Annotated in this window: 21 protein-coding genes; 17 read left to right on the top strand and 4 right to left on the bottom strand. The window is 44.3% G+C overall.

Annotated elements, in window-relative coordinates; translation table 11 throughout:
* The 9 genes from ASN18_RS17675 to ASN18_RS16455 form a co-directional block, all read left to right on the top strand.
* A partial coding sequence (locus tag ASN18_RS17675) for a hypothetical protein (protein WP_236861841.1) occupies positions 1-188 on the top strand: 188 nt, incomplete at its 5' end.
* Positions 189-195: 7 nt separating this feature from the next.
* Entirely contained in the window at positions 196-702 is a 507-nt protein-coding gene (locus ASN18_RS16420) for a Uma2 family endonuclease (RefSeq protein ID WP_085053870.1), read from the top strand.
* Positions 703-933: 231 nt separating this feature from the next.
* Positions 934-1,233: a hypothetical protein gene (locus tag ASN18_RS16425; RefSeq protein WP_085053871.1), complete on the top strand. Its 300-nt coding sequence runs from the start codon at positions 934-936 to the stop codon at positions 1,231-1,233.
* 14 nt (positions 1,234-1,247) lie between these two features.
* Complete coding sequence (locus tag ASN18_RS16430) at positions 1,248-2,660, top strand: sensor histidine kinase (protein ID WP_085053872.1); 1,413 nt, start codon at positions 1,248-1,250, stop codon at positions 2,658-2,660.
* Between the two features lie 24 nt (positions 2,661-2,684).
* Entirely contained in the window at positions 2,685-3,728 is a 1,044-nt protein-coding gene (locus ASN18_RS16435) for a histidine kinase dimerization/phosphoacceptor domain -containing protein (protein ID WP_085053873.1), read from the top strand.
* 16 nt (positions 3,729-3,744) lie between these two features.
* Complete coding sequence (locus ASN18_RS16440; protein ID WP_085053874.1) at positions 3,745-5,634, top strand: sensor histidine kinase; 1,890 nt, start codon at positions 3,745-3,747, stop codon at positions 5,632-5,634.
* Between the two features lie 21 nt (positions 5,635-5,655).
* Positions 5,656-6,873: a response regulator gene (locus tag ASN18_RS16445; RefSeq protein ID WP_085053875.1), complete on the top strand. Its 1,218-nt coding sequence runs from the start codon at positions 5,656-5,658 to the stop codon at positions 6,871-6,873.
* Positions 6,870-8,486 (top strand): hybrid sensor histidine kinase/response regulator, encoded by a 1,617-nt coding sequence (locus tag ASN18_RS16450; RefSeq protein WP_085053876.1) that lies wholly within the window; start codon positions 6,870-6,872, stop codon positions 8,484-8,486. The genes ASN18_RS16445 and ASN18_RS16450 overlap by 4 nt, the downstream gene beginning before the upstream one ends.
* 256 nt (positions 8,487-8,742) lie before the next feature.
* Positions 8,743-9,627: an RpnC/YadD family protein gene (locus tag ASN18_RS16455; RefSeq protein ID WP_085053877.1), complete on the top strand. Its 885-nt coding sequence runs from the start codon at positions 8,743-8,745 to the stop codon at positions 9,625-9,627.
* Between the two features lie 23 nt (positions 9,628-9,650).
* Here ASN18_RS16455 and ASN18_RS16460 read toward each other — a convergent pair whose 3' ends face one another.
* Together ASN18_RS16460 and ASN18_RS16465 are read right to left on the bottom strand one after the other, a co-directional pair.
* Complete coding sequence (locus ASN18_RS16460; RefSeq protein WP_085053878.1) at positions 9,651-11,417, bottom strand: thioredoxin domain-containing protein; 1,767 nt, start codon at positions 11,415-11,417, stop codon at positions 9,651-9,653.
* A 12-nt stretch (positions 11,418-11,429) separates the two neighbouring features.
* A complete protein-coding gene (locus tag ASN18_RS16465; protein ID WP_085053891.1) occupies positions 11,430-12,779 on the bottom strand; it encodes an ArsB/NhaD family transporter in 1,350 nt (449 codons plus the stop codon).
* A gap of 56 nt (positions 12,780-12,835) precedes the next feature.
* Between ASN18_RS16465 and ASN18_RS16470 the strand changes: the two genes are divergently transcribed.
* Both ASN18_RS16470 and aroD read left to right on the top strand, forming a co-directional pair.
* Positions 12,836-14,143, top strand: coding sequence for an HD-GYP domain-containing protein (locus tag ASN18_RS16470; RefSeq protein ID WP_085053879.1), 1,308 nt, complete (start codon positions 12,836-12,838; stop codon positions 14,141-14,143).
* A gap of 4 nt (positions 14,144-14,147) precedes the next feature.
* On the top strand, positions 14,148-14,849 hold the full coding sequence (aroD, locus tag ASN18_RS16475; RefSeq protein ID WP_085053880.1) for a type I 3-dehydroquinate dehydratase: 702 nt from the start codon (positions 14,148-14,150) through the stop codon (positions 14,847-14,849).
* Positions 14,850-14,890: 41 nt separating this feature from the next.
* Here the strand turns inward: aroD and scpB are convergent, their stop codons facing one another.
* Positions 14,891-15,415: an SMC-Scp complex subunit ScpB gene (scpB, locus tag ASN18_RS16480; RefSeq protein ID WP_236861843.1), complete on the bottom strand. Its 525-nt coding sequence runs from the start codon at positions 15,413-15,415 to the stop codon at positions 14,891-14,893.
* 36 nt (positions 15,416-15,451) lie between these two features.
* The gene (locus tag ASN18_RS16485; RefSeq protein ID WP_085053882.1) at positions 15,452-16,267 is read right to left on the bottom strand and encodes a cytidylate kinase-like family protein; all 816 of its coding nucleotides are present in this window, start codon (positions 16,265-16,267) and stop codon (positions 15,452-15,454) included.
* A gap of 240 nt (positions 16,268-16,507) precedes the next feature.
* Here ASN18_RS16485 and ASN18_RS16490 point away from each other — a divergent pair, with 240 nt between their 5' ends.
* The 6 genes from ASN18_RS16490 to miaB are packed head-to-tail and all read left to right on the top strand — an operon-like array spanning position 16,508 to position 22,828.
* Entirely contained in the window at positions 16,508-17,389 is an 882-nt protein-coding gene (locus ASN18_RS16490) for a phosphoribosylaminoimidazolesuccinocarboxamide synthase (RefSeq protein ID WP_085053892.1), read from the top strand.
* Positions 17,383-19,107 (top strand): GAF domain-containing protein, encoded by a 1,725-nt coding sequence (locus tag ASN18_RS16495; RefSeq protein ID WP_085053883.1) that lies wholly within the window; start codon positions 17,383-17,385, stop codon positions 19,105-19,107. Before ASN18_RS16490 ends, ASN18_RS16495 begins: the two co-directional genes overlap by 7 nt.
* A gap of 12 nt (positions 19,108-19,119) precedes the next feature.
* Entirely contained in the window at positions 19,120-19,977 is an 858-nt protein-coding gene (locus ASN18_RS16500) for a UbiA-like polyprenyltransferase (RefSeq protein ID WP_085053884.1), read from the top strand.
* A gap of 11 nt (positions 19,978-19,988) precedes the next feature.
* A complete protein-coding gene (locus tag ASN18_RS16505) occupies positions 19,989-20,717 on the top strand; it encodes a segregation and condensation protein A (protein ID WP_236861845.1) in 729 nt (242 codons plus the stop codon).
* Positions 20,718-20,759: 42 nt separating this feature from the next.
* Positions 20,760-21,518 carry a tetratricopeptide repeat protein gene (locus ASN18_RS16510; protein ID WP_085053886.1) on the top strand — a complete coding sequence of 253 codons (759 nt, stop codon included), beginning with the start codon at positions 20,760-20,762 and terminating at the stop codon, positions 21,516-21,518.
* Complete coding sequence (gene miaB, locus ASN18_RS16515; RefSeq protein ID WP_085053887.1) at positions 21,518-22,828, top strand: tRNA (N6-isopentenyl adenosine(37)-C2)-methylthiotransferase MiaB; 1,311 nt, start codon at positions 21,518-21,520, stop codon at positions 22,826-22,828. The genes ASN18_RS16510 and miaB overlap by 1 nt, the downstream gene beginning before the upstream one ends.
* Positions 22,829-22,841: the final 13 nt, after the last annotated feature.

The following is a 22,841-nucleotide window of genomic DNA, read 5'->3' on the forward strand; positions in this document are numbered from 1 at the left end:
TGACCTTGCAGGTGATATTTTATACCATCTGCTACCCTTTAAGCACGGGGGCTTTCACCCTTTTTTCAATCTCTATTTCGGTTTTAGGGTGTACCCCAAATCCACCATCAAAATATGCCGCAGCACCAAATTATGGTGGATTCAGGGGGTACTGTACCATCGACAAACCCATCTCTCCAATGATATAATACTTCTATGCAAACCAGAGATTTAGATTTAACAGAAATCATTAATGGAGAGGAAGTTATGGGTCCAAGTCCGTTCATGAAGCATCAGGATATTAGCGGCAACCTAAATGAAATTATAAGACATCACGTAAAGACAAATGGATTGGGGAAGGTATATTATTCGCCTCTAGATATAATCTTTGAGGAAGGAGTTAACCGTCTTCAACCCGATATTCTATTTATCAGGAAAGAAAATATGAGTATTGGACAGGATTGGATAAGAGGTGTACCCGATATGGTTTGTGAGATAGTATCTTCTGGCACATTCAAGAAGGATATGGAAGTTAAAAAGGCAATATATGAGAAGTATAAAGTACCTGAGTATTGGATAGTTTTACCTGAGTTTTTGACTATCGAGATTTTAACAATAGAAAATGATAGATATAAATTACATTCCATTGCGGAAATTGAAGGCATAGTTACGTCTAAAGTCATAAAAGGACTTCAAGTTGATATCAAGAATGTCTTTGAGTAACCCTTACCCAAAGCAGTTGTAATCTGTCTGTAAAAGATAATTTTATTGGTGGCAGGTGGTTCAGATGGATATGTTGCGAGCAGCGGTGGTTCGTTTCAGTCCAAGGGGTAACAACGAGGTGCCTTATTGGTGAATCAAGGGTACATGGTATTTCACAGTGTCGGGGAATTGGGCATTGCTGGTTGCTTATTTCCTGGTAATGGTGTATCATCAATATATGGAGGTATCAAAATGAAAAAACTTATTATCATATCGCTGTGTCTATTTACCTTGTCCACGATGCTGTCCATACAAACTGCGTACTCATGGTATTCTGACTGTAATGCAACATCTGCCAGGGATACAAGTTTTACGAATCCCGGCAGCGCATTCCCTTCCGGTGGCGAGCAGAATTGTGGAATTGTACTCTTTCGCGTCAAAAAAGAGATGGGAAAACCCGCTGATGCTGAAGTTCTTAAGGGTAACTTCAACGAGGTACTAAAAGACGCCCCTAAGAAACCGGTAAAGGAACTCGATGCAGAGGTGAAATAGCCCATGTTTACAAGATGGCTAAGATATTAGTCATAGACGATGAGGCAATCATCAGGGACAGATTGAAGGACCTCCTCGTACTTGATGATTATGATGTCTTTACTGCTGAGTGCGGCGTCGAAGCCCTTAAAGTTTTTGACGCTGAAGACCCCGATGTAATCGTCAGCGATATTAAAATGCCTAAGATGGACGGCATAGAGGTCTTAAGACGCGTGAAAATGAAGAAAAAAACCGCCGAAATCATCTTCATTACCGGACATGGAGGCGTCGATACGGCTATCGAGGCGATGAAAGAAGGCGCCTTCGGCTACATCCAAAAACCTATCGAATACGATGAACTTAAGATAGAAATCGATAAGGCATTAGAAAAACAAGGGATGCAGGCGAAGATAGATTCATACGTCAGGGAACTTCAGAGGAGTGTCGATGAATGGGAGATAACATTTAACTGTGTAAGCGACTGCCTTTCTATTCATGACGAAGACTTCAATATTATCAAGACCAATAAGGCATTCAGTGATACATTTGGCCTTACAGAGGAAGACCTTAACCACAAGCCATGTTACGCGCTTTTTGGCTGCATCGAAGGAGATGTTTCAAAATGTCTTAGCGCAGCAAGCCGTGAAAGCAGGGAATCACGCATTAAAGAAATTTTTTATCAAGACCTTAACGCATATTTCGAGGTTACGGTTTCCCCAATCTTTAACAGAGAAGGCAGCTTCAAAGGCTCAATCCATATATTTAAGAATATTACGCAGCGGAAACTCAACCAAGAGAAAATTAAAGCGTCACTTGAGGAAAAGACACTTTTTCTGCGGGAAATTCATCATAGAGTCAAAAACAACATGGGGATAATCTCAAGCCTCATTGAACTTAATATCGAAAGCACAGCAGACAAACAAGTCATTGACATGTACACTGAGATGATTAACAGGATTCGCTCGATGTCACTTGTCCATAAACTGTTATACCAAAACGATAACCTCTCACAGATTAATTTCAGCAACTATACAACCGACCTTGTTACAGACATTCTTAATTCATACAGCGTTGACCCTGATGCGGTGTCTGTTGTCATAGATATTGACGACGATATTTACATCGGGATGGACACTGCTATGCCGTGCTGCCTGATAATAAACGAGCTTATCACAAATTCCCTTAAGCACGCCTTTAAAGAAACTAAATCTGGAAGGCTTAATATCTCCATGAAAGACATTGGGAAGAAATCATATGAACTGGTTGTCAGGGATAATGGAAAGGGTATCTCTGAAGACTTCAACATAGACGAATCCTCCTCTCTTGGCTTAAGGCTGATTAAGACATTAGGAGAGTATCAGCTTGGCGGGAAGATTGAAATAACAGTGAACGAGGGAACAGAGTTTAAACTGTCATTTAAGGAATTGGAATATAAGAAACGCATATGACAATATGTTCTGTAAAAGGGAGCTATGGATAATATAAAAGTTCAAATGGTTCAGGTAGTAGAGGACGAGGGGATAATCGCGATAAACTTAAAGCGGAAGCTCGAGAAACTGGGCTATACCGTCAGCGCTGTAGTGCCGTCATCCGAACAGGCTATAACGAAGGCCGAGGCGGACAAGCCCGACGTCATATTGATGGATATAGCGATTCAGGGCGCGATGGATGGAATAGATACCGCCGCCGAAATATCGAAACGATTTGATATACCCATAATATTCATGACTGCCTACGCTGATGAGGCCCTGCTTGAGCGCGCAAAGTTGACCGAACCCTATGGCTACATAGTAAAACCCTCTACAGACAAAGAGATACATATAATGATAAAGATGGCCATCTATAAACACAAGATGAACGAATGGCGCAAATCTGCCGAATACAAGGAAACCCTCCTGCGGGAGATTCACCACAGGGTAAAAAATAATTTTCAGGTAATCACCAGCCTCCTGAGCCTCCAGTCGGAAAATATAACCGACACGAACATGCTGAATATCTTCAGAGACAGCTATAACAGGATAAAGGCGATGGCCTCTATTCATACGAAGCTCTACCAGTCGGCTGATTTATCAGCCCTGGATTTTGACGACTATGTTCGTGAGCTTACGACCGAACTTATCAATTCATATGAACTTAGTTCGGCAGCGCCCACACTAAAGCTGGATATAGACGTCAGGACAGTCACTCTGGATATAGCAATCCCATGTGGGCTGATTATAAATGAGATAGTCTCCAATTCGATGAAATATGCCTTTCGCAGCAAACCTGACGGTGAGGCAGGCGAGATAATTATAGGTTTTCACAAAGGCGAAGACGATAATTACGTCCTGATAGTCGGTGACAACGGCGCCGGAATCCCAGATGATTTTGACTTAACCAAAGCAAAGTCGCTTGGGATGCGCTTAGTGCATGACCTGGTAACAAGAAAACTCAAGGGCACTATCAACATAGACACTACATCTGGTACTGTCTATAAGATAGGCTTTAAGAAGTTAAAGACAGAAGGCACGGCGTGAAAGGTGAAAATAACAGATGAGCCAATTAGCTAAACGTACAAGTATTTTTGGCAATATCTCGCTTACGCTGAAGATAGCTGCGATTATGTTTGTTTTAGCTGTAGTACTTGGCGTTGTGATAAATCACCTTCATGGAAAGATGATAGAAGAACAGTTTAATGCACAGCTCAAGGAAAGATTAGACGAACAGAGCACTGAAAACAGGCAGCTATTCGACGATTATTTCCTGAATTTCCAGCGCACCGCAGGGGCTCTGGCAAATAATAACTCCTTAATCTCCTATGTGAAAAATGCGGAATGGGGAGAGCCTAACCCAGAGCAGCCTCCGGTAAAAATCCCGGTAAAAATCTATGAAGAGCAAGACATCCCGCTGTGGCTGCCACGGTCATCTATTCTCAAGTATTACGTTGGAGTTGAATACATATTACTCTATGATGCGAAAGGAAGACTCAGAGAGGTATACAATGAAACAGACAATTCCATACCTGGCGTGTTTAATGTTTTGGCGCAGCTGCATCTGTCTCCAAACCAATCCTTCATGTGCAGCCGTGATGGCGTAAACTATGTCCTTGCCTCTAAGGAAATATATGATGACGCAGGAAATAAGACCGCCGTCATTGTAATTGCCCATTCCCTCAACAATGACTTTCTTGCAAAAGTGATGGGGCCTATGACGACCAAGAGAACCGTGATACTGGCAGGCTCGAAAGACCATACTATCTTAGCTATCAATAGACCGGAACTGCTAAAAAACGAGAAGAAACTGGAAGACCTGAATATTAATTTCGTATTCGGAGGCAAGTCCTTTTTAGATTATGGTGAGAACGAACTTTATCTGATGCTTGCCACTCTGATACCCCTAAGCGACATAAGTGTACTTAGAGAAAAGGTAGAGTCCAGCAGCACACGTTTTAATATCATCAGCGGCGCTGCCCTCATCATAGCCTTCATCGTGGTGATGGTCTATATCACTACGCGTATCAAAATGCTTGACAGCTATGTATCAACTGTCTCAAAAGAGCGTCTGGGGATAGAGCCTCCCACATCGCTCATGGGCGATCAACTCATGGTTTTAGAGCAGAGATTTCACGGCCTGTTTAATGAGATCGTAGAATCTAAATCGCTGCTTGAGTCGCGGGCAACAGAGCTGGAGAGAATCAATCAGGAATTAAAGGATGCCACGGCACAGCTTATCCAGTCGGCGAAACTCGCGGCATTAGGTGAGCTTACCGCCGGTGTTGCCCATGAGCTGAACCAACCCCTCAACGGCATAAAGATAGTCTGCCAATCGGTATTAAAGGATATACAAAAAGGCCGGCATAACCCTGATGAACTCAATGAAGATCTTACAGACATAGTGAAACAGGTCGATAAAATGGCGGCAATTATTGACCACATGAGGGTATTCACGCGGCGGTCAGAGGCCATGAACACCGAACTTCTTGATATAAACACAGTAGTCGAAGAGCCGTTTAAACTGTTAGACCAGCAGTTGAGAAACATTGGAATCAAGATAACAAAGACTCTGGCACCCGGGCTGCCACGGGTTAAGGGCGATGTTATAAGGCTGGAGCAGGTGCTTATTAACATGATAACTAACGCCAGAAATGCCATGAGAGATGATAAGAAGACTGACAAACGCCTGATAATAAGCACATATCCGGCAGGAGACTCCAGCATTGATATATTAGTAGAAGACACAGGCGCTGGTATCGAGGATGCGGTTAAAGACAAGATATTTCAGCCATTTTTTACTACAAACGAACCGGGAAAGGGTACGGGACTTGGCCTTTCGGTATCAAAAAAGATAATAGAAGAACACAACGGTACAATATCAGTGGAAAGCACAGTTGGAAAGGGTTCTGTTTTTAGGATAACACTGCCAACAGCCGATAAACAAACCTAAGATATTTGGGGGGAGATAGACATGATATTACATAAGGTATTGTTAGTAGAAGACGATGAGACGACCAGAAAGCAGCTAGCGAAGTTTATTCAAAAGGACAGGTTTGACGTAATACAGGCAGAAAATGGTCGTGTCGGCATCGAGTTATTTCGCGTAGAAAAGCCTGATATAGTCCTGACAGACCTGAAGATGCCGGACATGGACGGGATGGAAGTCATCAATACAGTAAAACGTTTATCGCCGGATACCGATGTAATCCTCTTTACCGGTTTTGGAGAGACAGATACAGCGGTAATGGCGCTTCGTGAGGGTGTCCTTGACTATTTAAAAAAACCGATAGACCTTGACGCCCTCAGTTCGTCTCTTGGAAGGGCAAGGGAAAGGGTTGTAGCGCGCGGGGATAACTTTGTTCAACCGGTCATACTCCTTGTTGACGATGAGGAACTGCCGCGCAAGCGCCTTGCGAGGGTTATGGCAAAGGAAAACTGGATGGTTATAGAGGCCGAAAATGGTGAAGACGCGGTGAAGACATTCGGGCTTGCAAAAATCGATATCGTCATAACAGACATTACAATGCCAATAATGACAGGACTTCAGGCCCTGCATCAAATGAGGAAGATGAGCGGTGACTTCGAGGCGATAGTCTTTACGGGATACGGTGATGAGGAAAGCGCTATACAGGCACTGCGCGACGGGGCGATAAATTTTATAAAGAAACCCGTTGACATTGACCAGTTGATACTATCAGTAGAAAAGGCGCTGGAGAAACTGCGGCTTGACAGGGCCTTAAAATACCGAAATCGTGAGCTTGAGCTTGCCAGGCAGGTAATCGCGCAGGTAACCGCTGAACAGGAACTCATAATCAATCTTCATAATTCTGTAGTAAAACAGGCGACTGACTTTGCCCAAAGGCTGTTGGATGCTATCCCTACGTCAATCTTTGTGATGAGGAGGGATTTTAATATAGTTTATGTCAACAAATCTCTCATGTCTATAATAGGCAGCCGTACAGATAAGTTAGACGCCTCCATGATAGAGAGTATGAAAAAAATGGGCATTAAAGAACTAACCTTGCAGCAGCTTGAAGAGACTATGAACAAGCTTTATGATGAGCCAGGGAGCATAGAGACAATAAAAACCGGGGACTTCTCATCCCTTACCCTTACCCTGATAACTGTTGTTGGGGACGCGAGGGAGAGCTATGTCCTTGTTGCCATTCGCGGTGAAAGGTCACTATGAGTGCGACGGCTGTACTAATCGTTGATGACGACAGGATAATCAGGGAACAGTTAGAGAAGGACTTATCCAGAGGGTTCTATGATGTCGTAACGGCACAAGACGGTAAGTCTTCTGTTGAGGCAATGATGAGCAACGCGGATATAAGTATTGTCCTTATAGACATAAACCTTCCCGACCTCAATGGGATAGAACTGCTCAGAAAATTAAAGGAAATCAATCCGAAATGTGAACTAATAATAATGACCGGTCATGGAAACAGCGACTTAGCCATTGAATCACTGAGGTGCGGCGCAATTGACTACATAGAAAAACCCTTTAATATGGATGAACTTAGCGCGGCCCTGGGCAGGGCGCAGGAGAAACTCTCTGACAATGACCTGCTTACCAGCAAGAACTCCATATTGATAATTGACGATGACGAGCTGGTTGTAAAAAGGCTGGCTGCCTTCTTTAGGAAAGAGGACTTTGAAGTATTCACCGCCACCTCTGGATTAACAGGGTTAGAGATTATTGAGCTGAATAAAATAGATGTTGTCATTACAGATATAAATATGAGCGACATGAATGGCATAGAAGTACTAAACAGTGCAAAGAGCTTCTATAAGGATATCGAGTGTATCATCCTGACCGGCATGAAAGACAATGAATACGCTGTCAGGGCGCTTCGCGCCGGGGCGGCTGATTATATAACCAAGCCGGTTAATCTCGATGAGCTGCTTTTTTCTGTAAAGAAGGCGATAGAAAGGATAAATCTCAATAGAACCCGATTGTACAGAAACAGAGAACTAAAAATATCCTCCGCTATTATATCGAAGATGAACGAAGAACTTGACAGAAGGACAAAGGAGCGCAAAGCAGAGCTGGATAATATTCAGGTGCAGCTCTTTCATACGTCAAAACTTACCACGCTTGGGGAGATGTCTGCCGGTATTGCCCATGAGATGAACCAGCCGCTGGGTGGTATAGCGCTTGTTGCCAAGAGTTTTCGCAAACTCCTTGAAAGGGACAGATTAACCCAGAAAGAGATAGAATCCGGACTTAACGACATAGAGACATCAGTAAAAAGGATGTCGAAAATCATACAGCACATAAGGACATTTGCAAGACAGGACATGCTGAAATTCACGGAAGTAGATGTCGTCGATACAGTGAATTCTGCGTTCAGCCTTTTGGACGAACAGCTCAGACTGCATGAGATAGAGGTTATTAAAGACTTTTCCTCTTCCCTTCCCAATGTCACAGGTGAACCCTTTCAACTGGAGCAGGTGTGGATAAACCTCATCACTAATGCAAGAGACGCGATGAACGATAAGTCCCGCCAGCAGATGAGCGCAACGCCCTCATCTGATTACAGTAAGCGCCTGAAGGTCACTGTCTGCAATGATGCCAAAGCAGTTATCGTAGCGGTAAACGATAACGGGGTAGGGATGTCTCCTGCTTTAAAGGAAAAGGTGCTTGAGCCGTTTTTTACGACAAAAGAAGTCGGCAAGGGAACCGGCTTGGGTCTGTCCATAAGTTATGGCATCATCAACAACCACAACGGCAGGCTTGAGATTGAAAGCGCTGAAGGCGCAGGCACAACAGTCAGGGTAATTCTCTCAGTTTCAGTTTAGCCGGGCAAGGTCAGCCGCTAATGCAAAAAACGTATGTGCCCCAGCCTGAAACACTGCTTTTCCAGCAGCTATCAGCTCGTGTGACATTTTATCAAGTGCCTTGTCTGTAAAGAAAAAACCGCCGCCCTCGAAATCCCAGAAGTGTTCAATGAGAAAAAATTCACCACCAAGACACTGATTATGCTAAAATACATCACGGGTACTCTTATGTTGGCAGAAAGGCAGTTATAGAAACCTGAGGAAAAAACGAGGGAGTATGTATCAAAAATATGACATTACGTTAAAGGCCCTTTTTAAAGATGTACCTAAAGTCTTCCTCAAACTCATTACCGGATATGAAACCGGCAAGTTTATTGATGTACAATTCCCTGATATCCAATTAAGAGAAGCGGATGTGGTACTTGAAGTGGCGGATGGAAAGTTAATCCATATTGAAATTCAATCAACAAATGTTAAAGATATGTTGGAGCGTATGTTGATGTATATAGGATTGATTTTAAAGCAATACAAAAGATTACCTACACAGATTGTGCTTTATGTTGGTAATGAACCTATGAATATGAAAAATCACATGGAAGGCGAAGGCGTCAAATACTCCTATAAATTGATTGATATAAGGGAAATAGATTGCCGCCAACTCCTTGAAAGTGATATTCCCGAAGATATGGTTTTAGCAATTCTGTGTAAGACCGAGGATGTGGATGTGACCATAAGAAAAATCCTTGATAAACTGACCGTATTGCCACTGAAAGAAAGAGAAGGCTATATCAGAAAATTGTTATATCTTTCTGATTTGAGGAAATTATACCCAAAGGTTAAAATGGAGGTAAATAAAATGCCTATAACGATTGATGTGAAAAATAGCGATATTTATCAGGAAGGGAAAGAAGAGGGATTGCTTGAGGGGGAACGCAGAGGTTTACTTGAAGGAGAACGAAAAGGCTTATTTGAAGGCAGAAGGGAAGGCTTACTTGAGGGCATAGAGGGTATGCTTGAACTCAAATATGCTTCAGCAGGACTTGAGTTGATGAATATGGTTCGTGCTATCCCTACTGTGGATAAATTAGAGGAGTTCAAAAATCTTATCAAGAAGGCCGGTTCGGTGGATGAATTGAGGGGATTTTTGACGAGAAGTCTATAGTAAAATAACAAGGACACATCCCTTTAAGCCATAATTAGGATGTGTCCCTGATAAAGAGGGTGAAACACTGCACTTGCCGCAGCTATCAGCTCGTGTGACATTTTATCAAGTTGTTGGTCTCCAAGAATTTTAGAAAGCCTCAGCATATTGTAAAGTGCGATTGAATTCCCTGAGGGGACAGCCCCGTCGTAAAATTCCTTCTGGCGTACTATTAGAGTTTCCGATGCCTTGTCTGTAAAGAAAAAACCGCCACCCTCGAAATCCCAGAAGTGTTCAATGAGATAGTCCATGTACTTTTTAGCTGAGACCAGACAGGCGTTGTCAGAAGTTGCCTCATACAGTTCAACCAATGCCCATATGACAGAGGCATAGTCGTTGATCATACCACTGATGGCGCTTTGGCCGTCTCTGTAGCGGTGCATAAGGCCGCCCGGTTCGGCTGCCATAGTGCGTTCTATAAATCCGACTGCGGCGGAAGCGGCAGAAATCAGGCTGTTGTCATTAAATGCCCTGCCTGCTATGGCAAGGGCTGCCGCCATGAGGCCGTTGAGGTCTGTCAGTATCTTGTCGTCTTTATGTGGGGGGATTCTCGTTTGCCGCGCTTTGAAGAGTTTTTCTCTTGCAGTGTTAATAAGGGTACGCCTCTCAAGGTTAAGCTGGCTTTCGGCCTTCACCATGTGAAGAATGTTATTTATACCGCCCGATTGTGGATTTTCTGTGACGCCGAATACTTCAATGACAGCCGCTGTCTCTTCAGGGCTGAGGGTTGCCCTGAGTTGTTCGTATGTCCAGAAATAAAACTTTCCTTCAACGCCCTCGCTCTCTGCGTCTTCGGCGCTGTAAAAACCACCCTCAGCGCCCAGCATATCCCTCAGCACATATGCAGTAATCTCATACGCCGTCCGCTTATAAAACTCATCTGCCGTCACGGTGTATGCCCCGGTGTAGGCCATAAGAAGAAGCGCCTGGTCATAGAGCATTTTCTCAAAATGCGGCACATGCCATGAGGCATCTGTACTGTAGCGGTGAAAGCCATATCCCAGTTGGTCGTATATCCCGCCCATACGCATTGCATGGAGGGTCTTCTCTGCCATTTTAAGTGCGGCGGCTTCTCCTGTGTTCTGATAATATCTCAGGAGAAACAGGATATTATGCGCCACAGGGAACTTTGGGGCGCTGCCAAACCCGCCATTAATGTTATCGAATGAAGATGCAACGGCACGATAGGTTATTTGCATAATCTCTGTAATCTTAGTAATCGGCTGCACACTGGTTGTGGATTTGAGGGCGTTTTCACGCATTAGTGCCGTAACATAGTCTGCCGTGCGAATAAGTTCATCACGCTCATGCCGCCATGCCTGCTTCACACGTGGGACAAGAAACATCATCCCTGCCATAGAGCCTCTGTTTTGTTTAGGGATATATGTAGCGGCAAAAAACGGCCTGCCATCGGGGAACATGATAATTGTAAGGGGCCAGCCGCCGCCTCCAGTCATCATCTGGCAGGCTGTCATATAAATATTGTCTATATCTGGACGTTCTTCTCTGTCCAGTTTTATGGAAATAAACGTATCGTTCATCAGGGCGGCAACCTCAGTGTCCTCGAAGGACTCACGTTTCATCACATGGCACCAGTGGCAGGTTGAATAGCCTATCGAGAGGAATATGGGTTTGTCCTCAGCCGTTGCCGCATTAAATGCCTCATCTGACCACGCATACCAGTTGACCGGGTTATCGGCGTGTTGAAGCAGATACGGGCTTTTCTCGTCTTTTAATCTGTTTTTTGTCATTTTCTTATCTCCTCACAGGACATAGTACCTGAGCCAGATATACAGGTTAGAAATCAGCACGGTTAAGAGCATAATGGGAAAGCCGTAGATAAAAAATCTGAAAAACGTAATCTTTCTCCCCGCGCGCTCTGCCATCCCTAAGACGATGACATTAGCCGATGCCCCGATAGCACTACCGTTGCCGCCAAGACATGCCCCAAGCGCAAGTGACCACCATACCGGCATCAGTTCCTTGTGGTGTAAGAGTTCAATCCCGTGCAACCCGGGCCACAATTGTTCAGCCATATTAACTATGAGCGGGTTCATTGCGGCTGTGTACGGTATATTATCGACTATCGCCGAGGCAACCGCCGAAAACCACAGCACTATCATACTTGTCTTAAACATATTGCCATGAGTTAGGGCAAGCGCTTCTGTTGACATCATTTTAATCAGGCCCACCTTAACTACGCCGCCCACGATGATAAATAATCCTATGAAAAAGAATATCACAGGCCACTCTATCTCAGCCAGGATATGGTGCGGATTTTTGGTATTTGACAGCAGCATGAGCAGCCCCGCCCCGAAAAGCGCCACCGTTGCTGGTTCATATTTAAGCACCCCATGAAAAATGAAGCCAACCAACACCAGTGCCAGCACAAAGACAGATTTCCTCAGCATCACAGGGTCCTTTATGGCCTTGTCCTCGTTCATATCGAGGATTGTCTGCCTTTGTTCGTCTGTCGTATGGAGCCTCCGGCTAAAGACTATCTTTATTAATAAAACCAGCACGGCCATCATGATAACTACTACAGGGGTCAGGTGTATGATAAAATCCATAAAACTGAGATGTGCCTTTGATGCAATCATAATGTTTGGCGGGTCGCCGATAAGCGTGGCAGTTCCTCCTATGTTTGATGCCGCTGCCTCCATAATGAGATATGGCACGGGGTCAACGCCCAGTGCATCAGTAATCAGTATCGTTACCGGGGCTATCAGAAGTACTGTCGTTACGTTATCCAAAAGGGCACTCAACACTGCCGTTACGACAGTTAGTATAATCATTATTCGCACCGGCTCACCCCTGCCAAGCCTGGCGCTCTTTATGGCAATGTACTCAAACACCCCCGTTGGTCTCATGATGTTTATTATTATCATCATAGAGATAAGGACAAATATGACGTTCCAGTCCACACCCAGCGACTCCATGTGAAATGCCTCGTGCTGCGTCAACACCCTAAGTATCAGCATAAGTGAAGCCGCAAATATGGCCGTAACTGTCTTATGAACCTTCTCGGAGATAATCAGTACATAGGCAATAACAAATATGACCACAGCAGCCCAAAAATCAAAATTGCCGCTGACCAATTCATGTGAAGCCATCTGATTCATAACAGTTAATATTAGCATTTTCACCTGTACATATGATATAATGAAGTGTGGACATTCTTTCTAACATGAAGGTCAAACTTGGGGCGTTGCTGACTACATTTTCCAAGACCCTTGATATTGTTGATAAGACGCTGTCAAACCACCACCTGAGGGTTTCCATTATAGCAGACGACATAGCTAAGGCATACGGGCTTTCGCTGAAGGTGCGAAAAGACATTTTTATAGCCGCAACCCTTCACGATATTGGGGTATTTTCACTGCGTGAAAAACATATGATTGCCGAGTACGACATCAAAAATCCCTTTGAACATTCTGAAAAGGGCTACTCACTGATGAAGGACTTCGCAGTATTGAGTAATATCGCACCGATAGTACGTCATCATCACATCAGATGGGAGGAAGGAAGGGGGTACTATTCGGGCGAAGAGAAAGTCCATATCGGCGCTCATATAATACATCTGGCCGACAGAATCGAGATATTGTTAAATAAAAACACCGAGGTGTTAAATCAAAAAGACCCTATCGTCAAGGCGGTAATGAGCCGCTCGAATATACTTTTTGACCCGCGTCTTGTCGAGGTGTTTGCAGATATTTCTGAGAAGGAATGTTTTTGGTTTGATGCGACATATTCCGAACTTGAAGAACTAATATTAAACAGGGAAGTCCTCCCCGAGAAAGAACTAAACATAGACGAACTTGAGGAGACAGCAAGGCTCTTCAGCCATATAATCGACTTCAGGAGTGAATTCACAGCGGTACACTCGGCAGGGGTCAGCGCAGTTGCCAGGGCGCTGTCAAGATTTGTCGGCTTCTCCTCCTTAGAGTGCAGACTAATGGCGATAGCCGGGCATTTACACGACATCGGAAAGCTGGCCGTACCGACTGAGCTATTGGAAAAGCCTGCGAAGCTCGATGATGAACAGATGAACGTCATGAAGAGCCATGTTTATTTCTCCTACAGGATACTTGAATCGGTCAAGGGATTGGAGACGATTAACATGTGGGCGTCGTTTCATCACGAGAGAATGGACGCCAAAGGCTATCCATTTCATCTCAAGGGTGACACCCTGCCCATTGGCTCAAGGATAATGGCTGTGGCTGATGTGCTTACAGCAATCTCCGAGGACAGGCCATACAGGAAAGGGATGGACAAAGACACGGCACTGTCTTTGCTTGAATCTCTTGGCAGCAATAATGTCCTCGACAGGGAAATCATTAAGACGGCTGCGGCTAATTTCAATTATTTAAATGAGCTGCGGCAGGACGTTCAGAAGATTGTAAAAGGAGAATACGAGAGTCTGAAAAATAACGACTCACTGTCAGAAACTTGTTTAAGCACCCTGCAAGGCGTTTGACCTTATGCAGCACATAAAAATAGGCGGCCTGTCACTTAGCCCTCAGAAAAGACCACAGATTGCAGTTCCTCTTAACGATACAGATGTGTTATCCATAAAGACACTACGCGGGGCTGATATTGCAGAGCTGAGAATCGACATGTTTTCAGACCTGAGTGTCTCATACGTACAGGATATTTTTAAGACCTTTAAAGATAAATTCAGGGGCATACCGGTCATAGCCACATGCAGGTCAAAAGAAGAGGGTGGGGCGGCAGCAATTGCCGATGAGGACAGGACAGGAATCTTCTCCCATATTATTGACCTTACTGACGCCGTTGATATAGAAGTAGAGTCTGACATAGCGCCGGACATCGCTGCCTTAACCAATAAACACGGTAAGACGCTCATCACCTCATATCACAACTTTGCTCAAACCCCCGATGAGAGAAAGCTCGAGGAGGTGTATGAACAAGGCAGACACATAGGCGCACGCATAGTGAAAATAGCTGTGACACCAAACGGCATGGACGATATAAAGAGGCTTACTGCTTTTACGTTAGACCATAAGCCCGTCGTTACTATTGCTATGGGGGACAAGGGGATGGCCTCCAGAATATTTCTGCCGCTTATTGGCTCTCTCTTTACGTTTGCCTCTTTAGAGACAGTAACTGCCCCAGGGCAATTATCAATTGATGAGGTCAGGAAGTTTTATCAGGGGTTTTAGCAGGGCAAATGCATTTGCCCTGGGGGTTTTAGAGTCGCCCGTTATTCTTCTTTAGTGAATTCCTTAAGCGTAGGCAAGTCTGATAAATTCTTCAGGCCAAAGTATTTAAGAAATTCTTTTGTTGTGGCAAAGATGAGGGGTTTTCCAGGGGCGTCTTTTCTTCCGGCGATTTTAATCAGGTCACGCTCAAGTAACACCTTGATTGTCCAGTCTGAACTTACACTTCGCAGCTCTTCTATTTCCACTTTTGTGATAGGCTGCTTATAGGCGACAAGCGCCAGGGTCTCAAGGGCGGCGATGGAGAGTTTTCCAGATGATTTGGATTTCTTTAAATTCTTAATCCACTCTGCGCACGAGGGGTTGGTAACCATTTGATAGCCCCCGGCTAGTTCAGCAATCATTAAGCCGCCGCCGGTGTTTCTATAACGCGATATGAGAGTGGTAATGGCACCGGCAGTCTCTTCGTCCGAAAACCCTGTAAGGCGCTTTATATCGGCGCTCGAGAGGGAATCTCCGGCTACGAATAACAGGGCCTCAATAACCGCTATTTGTTCTGATTTTTCCACGTGTCTTAAGCATATCCTCAGAGACGAGGATAGTTTTTACTTAGTGAAGTCCTCGGTAATTATTATCTCTGCCACTGCCGCTTCGGGTATGGACTTTAATTGAGACTTTATTGCAGCAGTGCGTTTTTGTTTTTCACCTTTGATGGCACGGCTGTGTATTATCAGGCTGCTGCATTCATAACACACGCTGACGTTTGGGTCTATGTGTATGAGCGATGCCCGCACCCTGTACATCAGCGCTGTGTTTTTGGCGGTGGCAGTTGAGTATGTCATAGGCTGAAAACGTCTGCTTTGGGATGTCGTGGTGATAATCTCTATGGCGTCTTCCACAGTGATTTGCCCGATGTTCAGCGCCATGTCGTAGAGTTTGGGGTTGTCAACCTCAAATTTATAGAGCGCCTTTATCAGTTTCTTGTGTGCGTTGTACTCCTTAATGATTTGTTCTTCAGCCGTCTTTTGCGAAATATTTTCTCTGGCAGCCCTGACACTGGTTCTGTCTGCAAGGCTTGACGATATATATGTCTTAAAAATATGTGAGATACCTTCTAATAACACCCGCCCGGCAAAACCACAAAACACGATATTATCCCTCAGCAGGAAGCGCATAAGGGCTGCCTCATAGTATGCAAGATACCTGTATCTTTCCTCCAATGACATTCCATATACTATCGGCACTGCCTGCGGGTTTTCACAGGCATGTCTTATTTGCTCAGGGGATACTTGATATTCCTCTGTGGCATGGGTGGTAATCTGCTCAACGGTTAACAGCTCACTGCCTGTTTTAGCGGCAACCGCTTCGGCTATCTCTCTGCCTCTGCTATAGGGCTGATTATTTATAGTTATAACAGACATTCGTTAGCACCTCTCGTCTGAATAATTCTACTTTAAATGACAAATTTTAATCAACAGCTAACAAGATGACTAATGCGCGGCAGCCGGTGTGAAAAAAAAGAGGGGCATAGCCTGAATAGTGACGATTATTATGTTGACATTAGTGTGTCCGATTATTATACTAAAGGCTGTAATGATGTTGCTTAACAAACAACTCTGTGATAAATGTTACGCCTGAATAGCCTGAATAGTATGGATGCTATGACTAAAAATGTTGTGTTAAATACAGATTTTCCTGACTTACAGCTTGTCAAAAGAGGTAAGGTACGGGACATCTATGATCTTGAACAGCGCCTCCTGTTAGTCGCAACAGACAGGCTGTCTGCCTTTGACGTTGTGCTTCCTGAGGGCATCCCTTCAAAGGGCAAAGTGCTTACCGCTATTTCTGCCTTCTGGTTTTCCTATGTAAAGTCAATAGTTGAAAATCACATCGTTACAACAGATGTAAATGCCTTCCCAGATGCCTGTCAAAAGTATAAGGAAATCCTTGCTGACAGGACAATGCTTGTTAAAAAGGCAAGCCCCCTTGAGGTGGAATGTATTGTCAGGGGTTATATCTCAGGGTCGGCATGGAAGGAATATAAGAGGGATGGCACAGTGTGTGCGATTAAGCTGCCCGGTGGATTAAAAGAATCAGAGAGGCTTCCCGAACCCATTTTCACGCCAAGCACAAAGGCCGAAAAAGGGCACGATGTAAATATCTCTTTCGATCAGGCCGTCTCTATAGTTGGAGCCGATATTGCCAGAAAGATAAAAGATCTAAGCCTTGCAATATACAACAAGGCAGTTGACTATGCCCTCAGTAAAGGCATTATAATTGCTGACACGAAATTTGAGTTCGGCATTATAGACGGTGAACCAATCCTGATTGACGAGGTGTTAACCCCTGACTCATCGCGCTTCTGGCCGCTTAAAGGCTATGCCGCTGGCAGGGCACAAGAGAGTTTCGACAAGCAAATCGTCCGGGATTACCTGCTGACCTTGGACTGGAATCAGGATTATCCGGGGCCTAAGCTCCCTGGGGAAATCATAGCAAAGACGGCGCTAAGATATAAAGAGATACTTGAGATATTAACATGTTAGCCACTGAAAAACAATTGACTCTAACCTGTGGCTGGTGTAAAAAGATAAAAAATGGCGATACATGGCAGACCATCGAAGAGTTTTTAAATTCACTGGGTTATGCGGACATTACGCACGGTATGTGCGGCGAGTGTTCAGAGAAGATATTCCAGAAAAGGGTCTATCTTGAGAGTTATCAAAATATCTGCAAGGCAATAAGCTCAAGTATCGCTTTAGATGAAGTCCTGAATCTGATTGTAACAAATATTGTAAGGGTAATGAACGTCAAGGCATGTCTTTTGAGGTTGATAAACAAGAAATCACGCACCCTTGACGTTGCAGCATCTTTCGGACTGTCTGATGACTATGTCAACAAGGGCGCTGTGACATTCGACCAGAGTTTAGAAGACGCCATGTCCGGTAAACCCGTCTCTATATACGATGTAGCAGATGATAAGAATTCGATATATTTTCATGCCGCCAATAAAGAAGGCATCAGAAGCATCATGAGTGTGCCCCTGAGATTCAAAGACGACATCATCGGAATAATGAGGATGTACACGGCAGAGCCAAGAAACTACTCGGATGAGGACATGAAATTCGTCTCGGCAATCGCCGAACAGGCCGCTATGGCGATAATGAATGCCAAGGAGTTTGAGACTATCGTCTCAAAGGAAAAAGAATACCTGAGGGTATTTCAGGAGATATCTAAGGCGTTAAGCTCTTCGCTGAACCTTGAGGAAATCCTGAATATGATTGTCAGGAAAATCCCGGAGGCCATTCAGGTAAAAGGGGCTACGATAAAACTTATTGATGAAAAGACGAAAAAGATAAAGCTTGCCGCTTCCTATGGACTAAACAACGATTTCCTGGCAAAAGACCCGACGGGAAAGGAACTCAACATCATGGAGGCTTTAAATCACCTCTACTCACAGGCATCGATGCTGCCATTCTTAAAGGACAAGGATATGAATATCCTCGAGGAACTAAACTACAAACCGGTCTTCATTTATGATGCTACGACAGACCCCAGGGTTCTGAACAAGAAAGATATAATAGAGGAGGGGATAAAGAGTATTCTCTCCGTACCCATACTTGCAAGGGGTAAACTCATAGGTGTAATTAAGTTGTTCACCGGCTGGCTTCGCAATTTCACGCAGAAAGAGGTGGCTTTTACGACATCCTTAGCCGAACAGTGCGGTCTTGCAATAGTTAATGCGACCATGTACGAAAAACAATATAAAGAAGTAACTTATTTAAAAACCCTTCAGGAGATAACAAAACTCAGGACAAAGACAACAGATTTCAGTCAGGTACTAAATCGTATTGTCACACGACTGCCTGAGATAATGAATACAAAGGCGGCAACCATACGGCTGCTAAACCCGAAAACCCAGAGGCTTGAACTTGCGGCAGCCTCAGGTCTGAGCGATGAGTACCTGAGCAGAGGCTCTGTAGAATTCGAGGAAAATATAAAGACTGCGCTAAAGGGAGAACCGGTTGCTATTTATGACGCCGCAAGCGATGCCCGGATACATTTTAACAAAGAGGCCCAGAGGGAAGGGATTAAGAGCATTCTGGCCATCCCGCTCATACTCTACAATGACACTATAGGCGTCCTGAGGCTGCTGACCAGCGAGCTAAGGGTCTTTACGAGTGACGAAATAGACTTCGCAATGGCCCTTGCAGAGGAGGCAGCAATAGTAATTGAAAATGCCCGGCTGCAAAATAAAATCTAACTTGCACACTGCATGACCTGCACACGCGTAATTACTTACCTGAAGATGATTAAATTCTCACACTCGGTGTTTGCACTGCCATTTGCCTTTTCCTCTGCCATTTTAGCAGCCGACGGGCTTCCAGAAACTAAAAAGATAGTATGGATAACAGCAGCAATGGTGGCAGCCCGGTCAGCCGCTATGGGTATGAACAGGGTTGTTGACAGAAAGATAGACGCCCAAAATCCGAGAACGAAAAATCGCGAAATCCCCGCAGGGGTTATCTCGGCAGCCGAGGCAACTGTCTTTGTAGTATTGTCTTCGGTTGTTTTTGGGGTTGCGGCATATATGTTAAATCCCCTGTGCCTTAAACTCTCCCCTGTAGCGCTGTCTGTCATATTTCTCTATTCTTATACGAAGAGATTCACATGGGGCTGTCATATTGTGTTGGGTGTGGCGATAGCCTTGGCGCCGCTTGGGGCCTGGATAGCCATCAGGGGAACTGTATCGTGGGAGGCGGCAGCTTTGCCCGTAGCTGTAGTGTTTTGGCTTGCCGGTTTTGATATACTCTATGCACTGGCAGATATTGACTTTGACAAGAGTTACGGGCTTTATTCAATCCCACAGCGATTTGGCATCAGGACTTCGTTATATATTGCGCGGGGATTTCATCTGCTTACGTGGGTATTACTAATCGTCTCAGGCGTTGTGTTTCACCTGGGGGTAGTTTATTATATAGGGATGGCAATTGTGGCGATGCTTTTAATCTATGAACATAACCTTGTGAGGCCGGGGGATTTAAGCAAACTAGATATGGCATTCTTCAACATGAACGGTTATATCAGCGTAACGGTGCTGGCATTTATAGCGCTCGATAAATATTTCAAATAGAGGGGAAAACAGTGCCTGGCGGTGAAGCGGCGTATAAAATAAAATTAGATGTATTTGAAGGGCCCCTTGATTTGCTCCTTTCACTTATCAATAAGAACAAGATTGATATCTATGACATCCCCATAGCCTTTATCACCGGACAATACCTTGAGTACTTGACCATTATGAAGGACTTGAACATTGACATCGCCGGTGAGTTTATAGTTATGGCGGCTACACTGATACATATAAAATCTAAAATGCTGCTGCCAGCAGAAGAAAGGGTAGGGCAGGAGGAAGAGGAAGACCCTCGTGCAGAGCTTGTTCAGAGACTTATCGAGTATCAATCATATAAGGAGGCGGCATTTTCACTAAAGGAAAAGGAGGCGGTATGGGAAAATATCTTCTCAAAGGAGCCTGAGTGGGAACTTGAGACATCTAAGACACAGCAGCAGCCATACCTGATCAACATAGACCTGTATGACCTTGTAAAGGCGCTTCAGTGCGTAATAGACAAAAAACCCTTTGCAGTAAGGTCAATAACAAAAGAACACTTGACCATTAAAGATAAAATTGCTATTATTACGGAGAGGCTTGAGTTTGAGAAAGAGAAAATCTTGTTTGACAGTTTGTTTACGGATGCGGCAACAAAGGTGGAAGTCATAATAACCTTTCTGGCCCTGCTTGAGATATTGAGGCTGGGGCTTGCTTACGCTTATCAGGATATTGAGTTCTCACACATATGGATAAGGAAACGTTAGCTGCCATACTCTAAGAATATAAACCGGAAGGATATAAACCTGATGAACAGAAGGATAGTGATAAAAAGTATGAAATTATTTAATTTTCTTAAATTATTGTTATTATTGGCAATGCTTGCGTCGTGTTCAACCATAGGGACTTCTCAGCAGGAAAATGATTATAAAAAGGATAATAAAGTTAAAGGGCACTACGCCCATGGAGTTGCAAAGATGAAGGAAAACGACTACCAGGGCGCCTTTGTAGAATTCAAAAAGGTCCTCGATATAAATCCTAACGACAAGGAAACTTTAAATGCCATTGGCCTTGTTTACCACCGGTTTGGCGACTATAAAAATGCAAAGGAATCCTTTCTTAAGGCAATCGCCGTTGATAAGAATTACTCCGAGGCATATAACCACCTCGGCATAACATACGCGGAATTGGGCAAATGGGCAGAATCTGTAGAGGCCTTTAGAGACGCGTTAAAAAATCCCCTGTATGCAACACCGGATAAGTCTTATCAAAATCTTGGATTTTCCTTATACAGGATAGGCAAATACGACGAGGCCATCAGGTCTTTCAAGGATTCCATTGCGAGAAATCAAACAAATATATGGTCATACTTCGGAATAGCCCTCTGCCACAATGCTGCTGGACGATATGGTGAGGCCAACGATGCACTTATAGAAGGGATACATCTATCCCCGGAATATAAAGGCAATGTCCAAAAGGCGCAAAAGGATTTTGAAAAGAAAAGACGCACAAGCACCGGCATAGTCGAACAGGATTATGCAAACTATTTAGAGATATTAAATTACTAATGGATAAAGTCGCATACTTACAAACATGGGGCTGTCAGATGAACGTCCACGACACAGAAAAGATAGCTGGAGTGCTGAGGGGTGAAGGCTATGCCTTTACCAATAAACCAGAGGACGCCGCCCTGATAATCCTCAACACTTGCAGCATCAGGGAGAAGGCCGAACATAAGTTTCTGTCGAGGCTTGGGTACTTCAGGCGTTTGAAAAAAAAGCGTCCAGCTATGCAAATAGTCGTCTCAGGGTGTATCGCTCAACAAGAGGGCGAGAAATTTCTTATTGATAATCAATATGTTGATTTCACGTTTGGCCCGCAAAATATCGCAAAACTCCCTGAACTCATCCTCAGAGATAAACGAAAGGCCGCCGTCGAAGAAAATCCCTATTTAGCAGAGACAGAACTTCCGTCCATCAGAAACGATGGCACACGGGCATGGGTAAATATCATGTACGGCTGTAATAACTTTTGCAGCTACTGCGTAGTCCCACACACAAGGGGCAGGGAACGCTCAAGGCCAATGGACAGCATTGTCAACGAAATCAGAACACTTTCTGATGAGGGCTATAAGGAGATAACACTGCTTGGACAAAACGTAAACTCATACAATGACCCGAACAATGGCACATGCGCCTCTTTCGCAGAGCTGCTTACAGCGGTAAATGCGGTCAAGGGAATTGAACGGGTACGTTTTGTAACCTCTCACCCCAAAGACCTGTCACCGGAGTTGATTGCCGCAATCGGGGACCTCGATAAGGTATGTGAACACATACATCTGCCGCTTCAGTCAGGCTCTACAAAGATTCTGTCTTCAATGAACAGGAAATACTCATACGCGCAGTATCTGGATAAAATAACCGCCTTAAGAGACAGCGTCCCTGGTATCACAATTACATCAGACATAATAACCGGTTTCCCCGGCGAGACCAGCGAAGACCACAAAGAGACACTATCGGCACTAAGAGAAATAGAGTTCGACGGTATATTCGCATTTAAATACTCAAAACGCCGTTACACGCGGGCAGCAGATATGGAAGGTCAGCTTGATGAGGAAATAAAATCAGAGAGGCTTAAGACAATCCTTGAATTACAGGATGTTATAACAGATAAAATAAACCGCAAGCTTAAGGGTCAAACCGTAGAAATCCTTGTCGAGGGAGAAAGCTCCTCAGACCCGGCCCATTGGACAGGAAGGACGAGGACAAATAAGATTGTTAATTTTATCCCCGTAGAATCAGTTAAAAAAGGAATGTTTATAACGGTAAACATAACAAATTCTTTTAGACATTCACTTGAAGGCCAGCCTGACCGGTAAGGCAAGCAGCGGT

The sequence above is a fragment of the Candidatus Magnetominusculus xianensis genome (assembly GCA_001541255.1).
Lineage (GTDB): Bacteria > Nitrospirota > Thermodesulfovibrionia > Thermodesulfovibrionales > Magnetobacteriaceae > Magnetominusculus > Magnetominusculus xianensis.

Coding starts and splice junctions, on each gene's coding strand:
- ASN18_RS16420 (WP_085053870.1), top strand. CDS start 196: ATGCAAACCAGAGATTTAGATTTAACAGAAATCATTAATGGAGAGGAA.
- ASN18_RS16425 (WP_085053871.1), top strand. CDS start 934: ATGAAAAAACTTATTATCATATCGCTGTGTCTATTTACCTTGTCCACG.
- ASN18_RS16430 (WP_085053872.1), top strand. CDS start 1,248: ATGGCTAAGATATTAGTCATAGACGATGAGGCAATCATCAGGGACAGA.
- ASN18_RS16435 (WP_085053873.1), top strand. CDS start 2,685: ATGGATAATATAAAAGTTCAAATGGTTCAGGTAGTAGAGGACGAGGGG.
- ASN18_RS16440 (WP_085053874.1), top strand. CDS start 3,745: ATGAGCCAATTAGCTAAACGTACAAGTATTTTTGGCAATATCTCGCTT.
- ASN18_RS16445 (WP_085053875.1), top strand. CDS start 5,656: ATGATATTACATAAGGTATTGTTAGTAGAAGACGATGAGACGACCAGA.
- ASN18_RS16450 (WP_085053876.1), top strand. CDS start 6,870: ATGAGTGCGACGGCTGTACTAATCGTTGATGACGACAGGATAATCAGG.
- ASN18_RS16455 (WP_085053877.1), top strand. CDS start 8,743: ATGTATCAAAAATATGACATTACGTTAAAGGCCCTTTTTAAAGATGTA.
- ASN18_RS16460 (WP_085053878.1), bottom strand. CDS start 11,417: ATGACAAAAAACAGATTAAAAGACGAGAAAAGCCCGTATCTGCTTCAA.
- ASN18_RS16465 (WP_085053891.1), bottom strand. CDS start 12,779: ATGGCTTCACATGAATTGGTCAGCGGCAATTTTGATTTTTGGGCTGCT.
- aroD (WP_085053880.1), top strand. CDS start 14,148: ATGCAGCACATAAAAATAGGCGGCCTGTCACTTAGCCCTCAGAAAAGA.
- ASN18_RS16485 (WP_085053882.1), bottom strand. CDS start 16,267: ATGTCTGTTATAACTATAAATAATCAGCCCTATAGCAGAGGCAGAGAG.
- ASN18_RS16490 (WP_085053892.1), top strand. CDS start 16,508: ATGACTAAAAATGTTGTGTTAAATACAGATTTTCCTGACTTACAGCTT.
- ASN18_RS16495 (WP_085053883.1), top strand. CDS start 17,383: ATGTTAGCCACTGAAAAACAATTGACTCTAACCTGTGGCTGGTGTAAA.
- ASN18_RS16500 (WP_085053884.1), top strand. CDS start 19,120: ATGACCTGCACACGCGTAATTACTTACCTGAAGATGATTAAATTCTCA.
- ASN18_RS16510 (WP_085053886.1), top strand. CDS start 20,760: ATGAACAGAAGGATAGTGATAAAAAGTATGAAATTATTTAATTTTCTT.
- miaB (WP_085053887.1), top strand. CDS start 21,518: ATGGATAAAGTCGCATACTTACAAACATGGGGCTGTCAGATGAACGTC.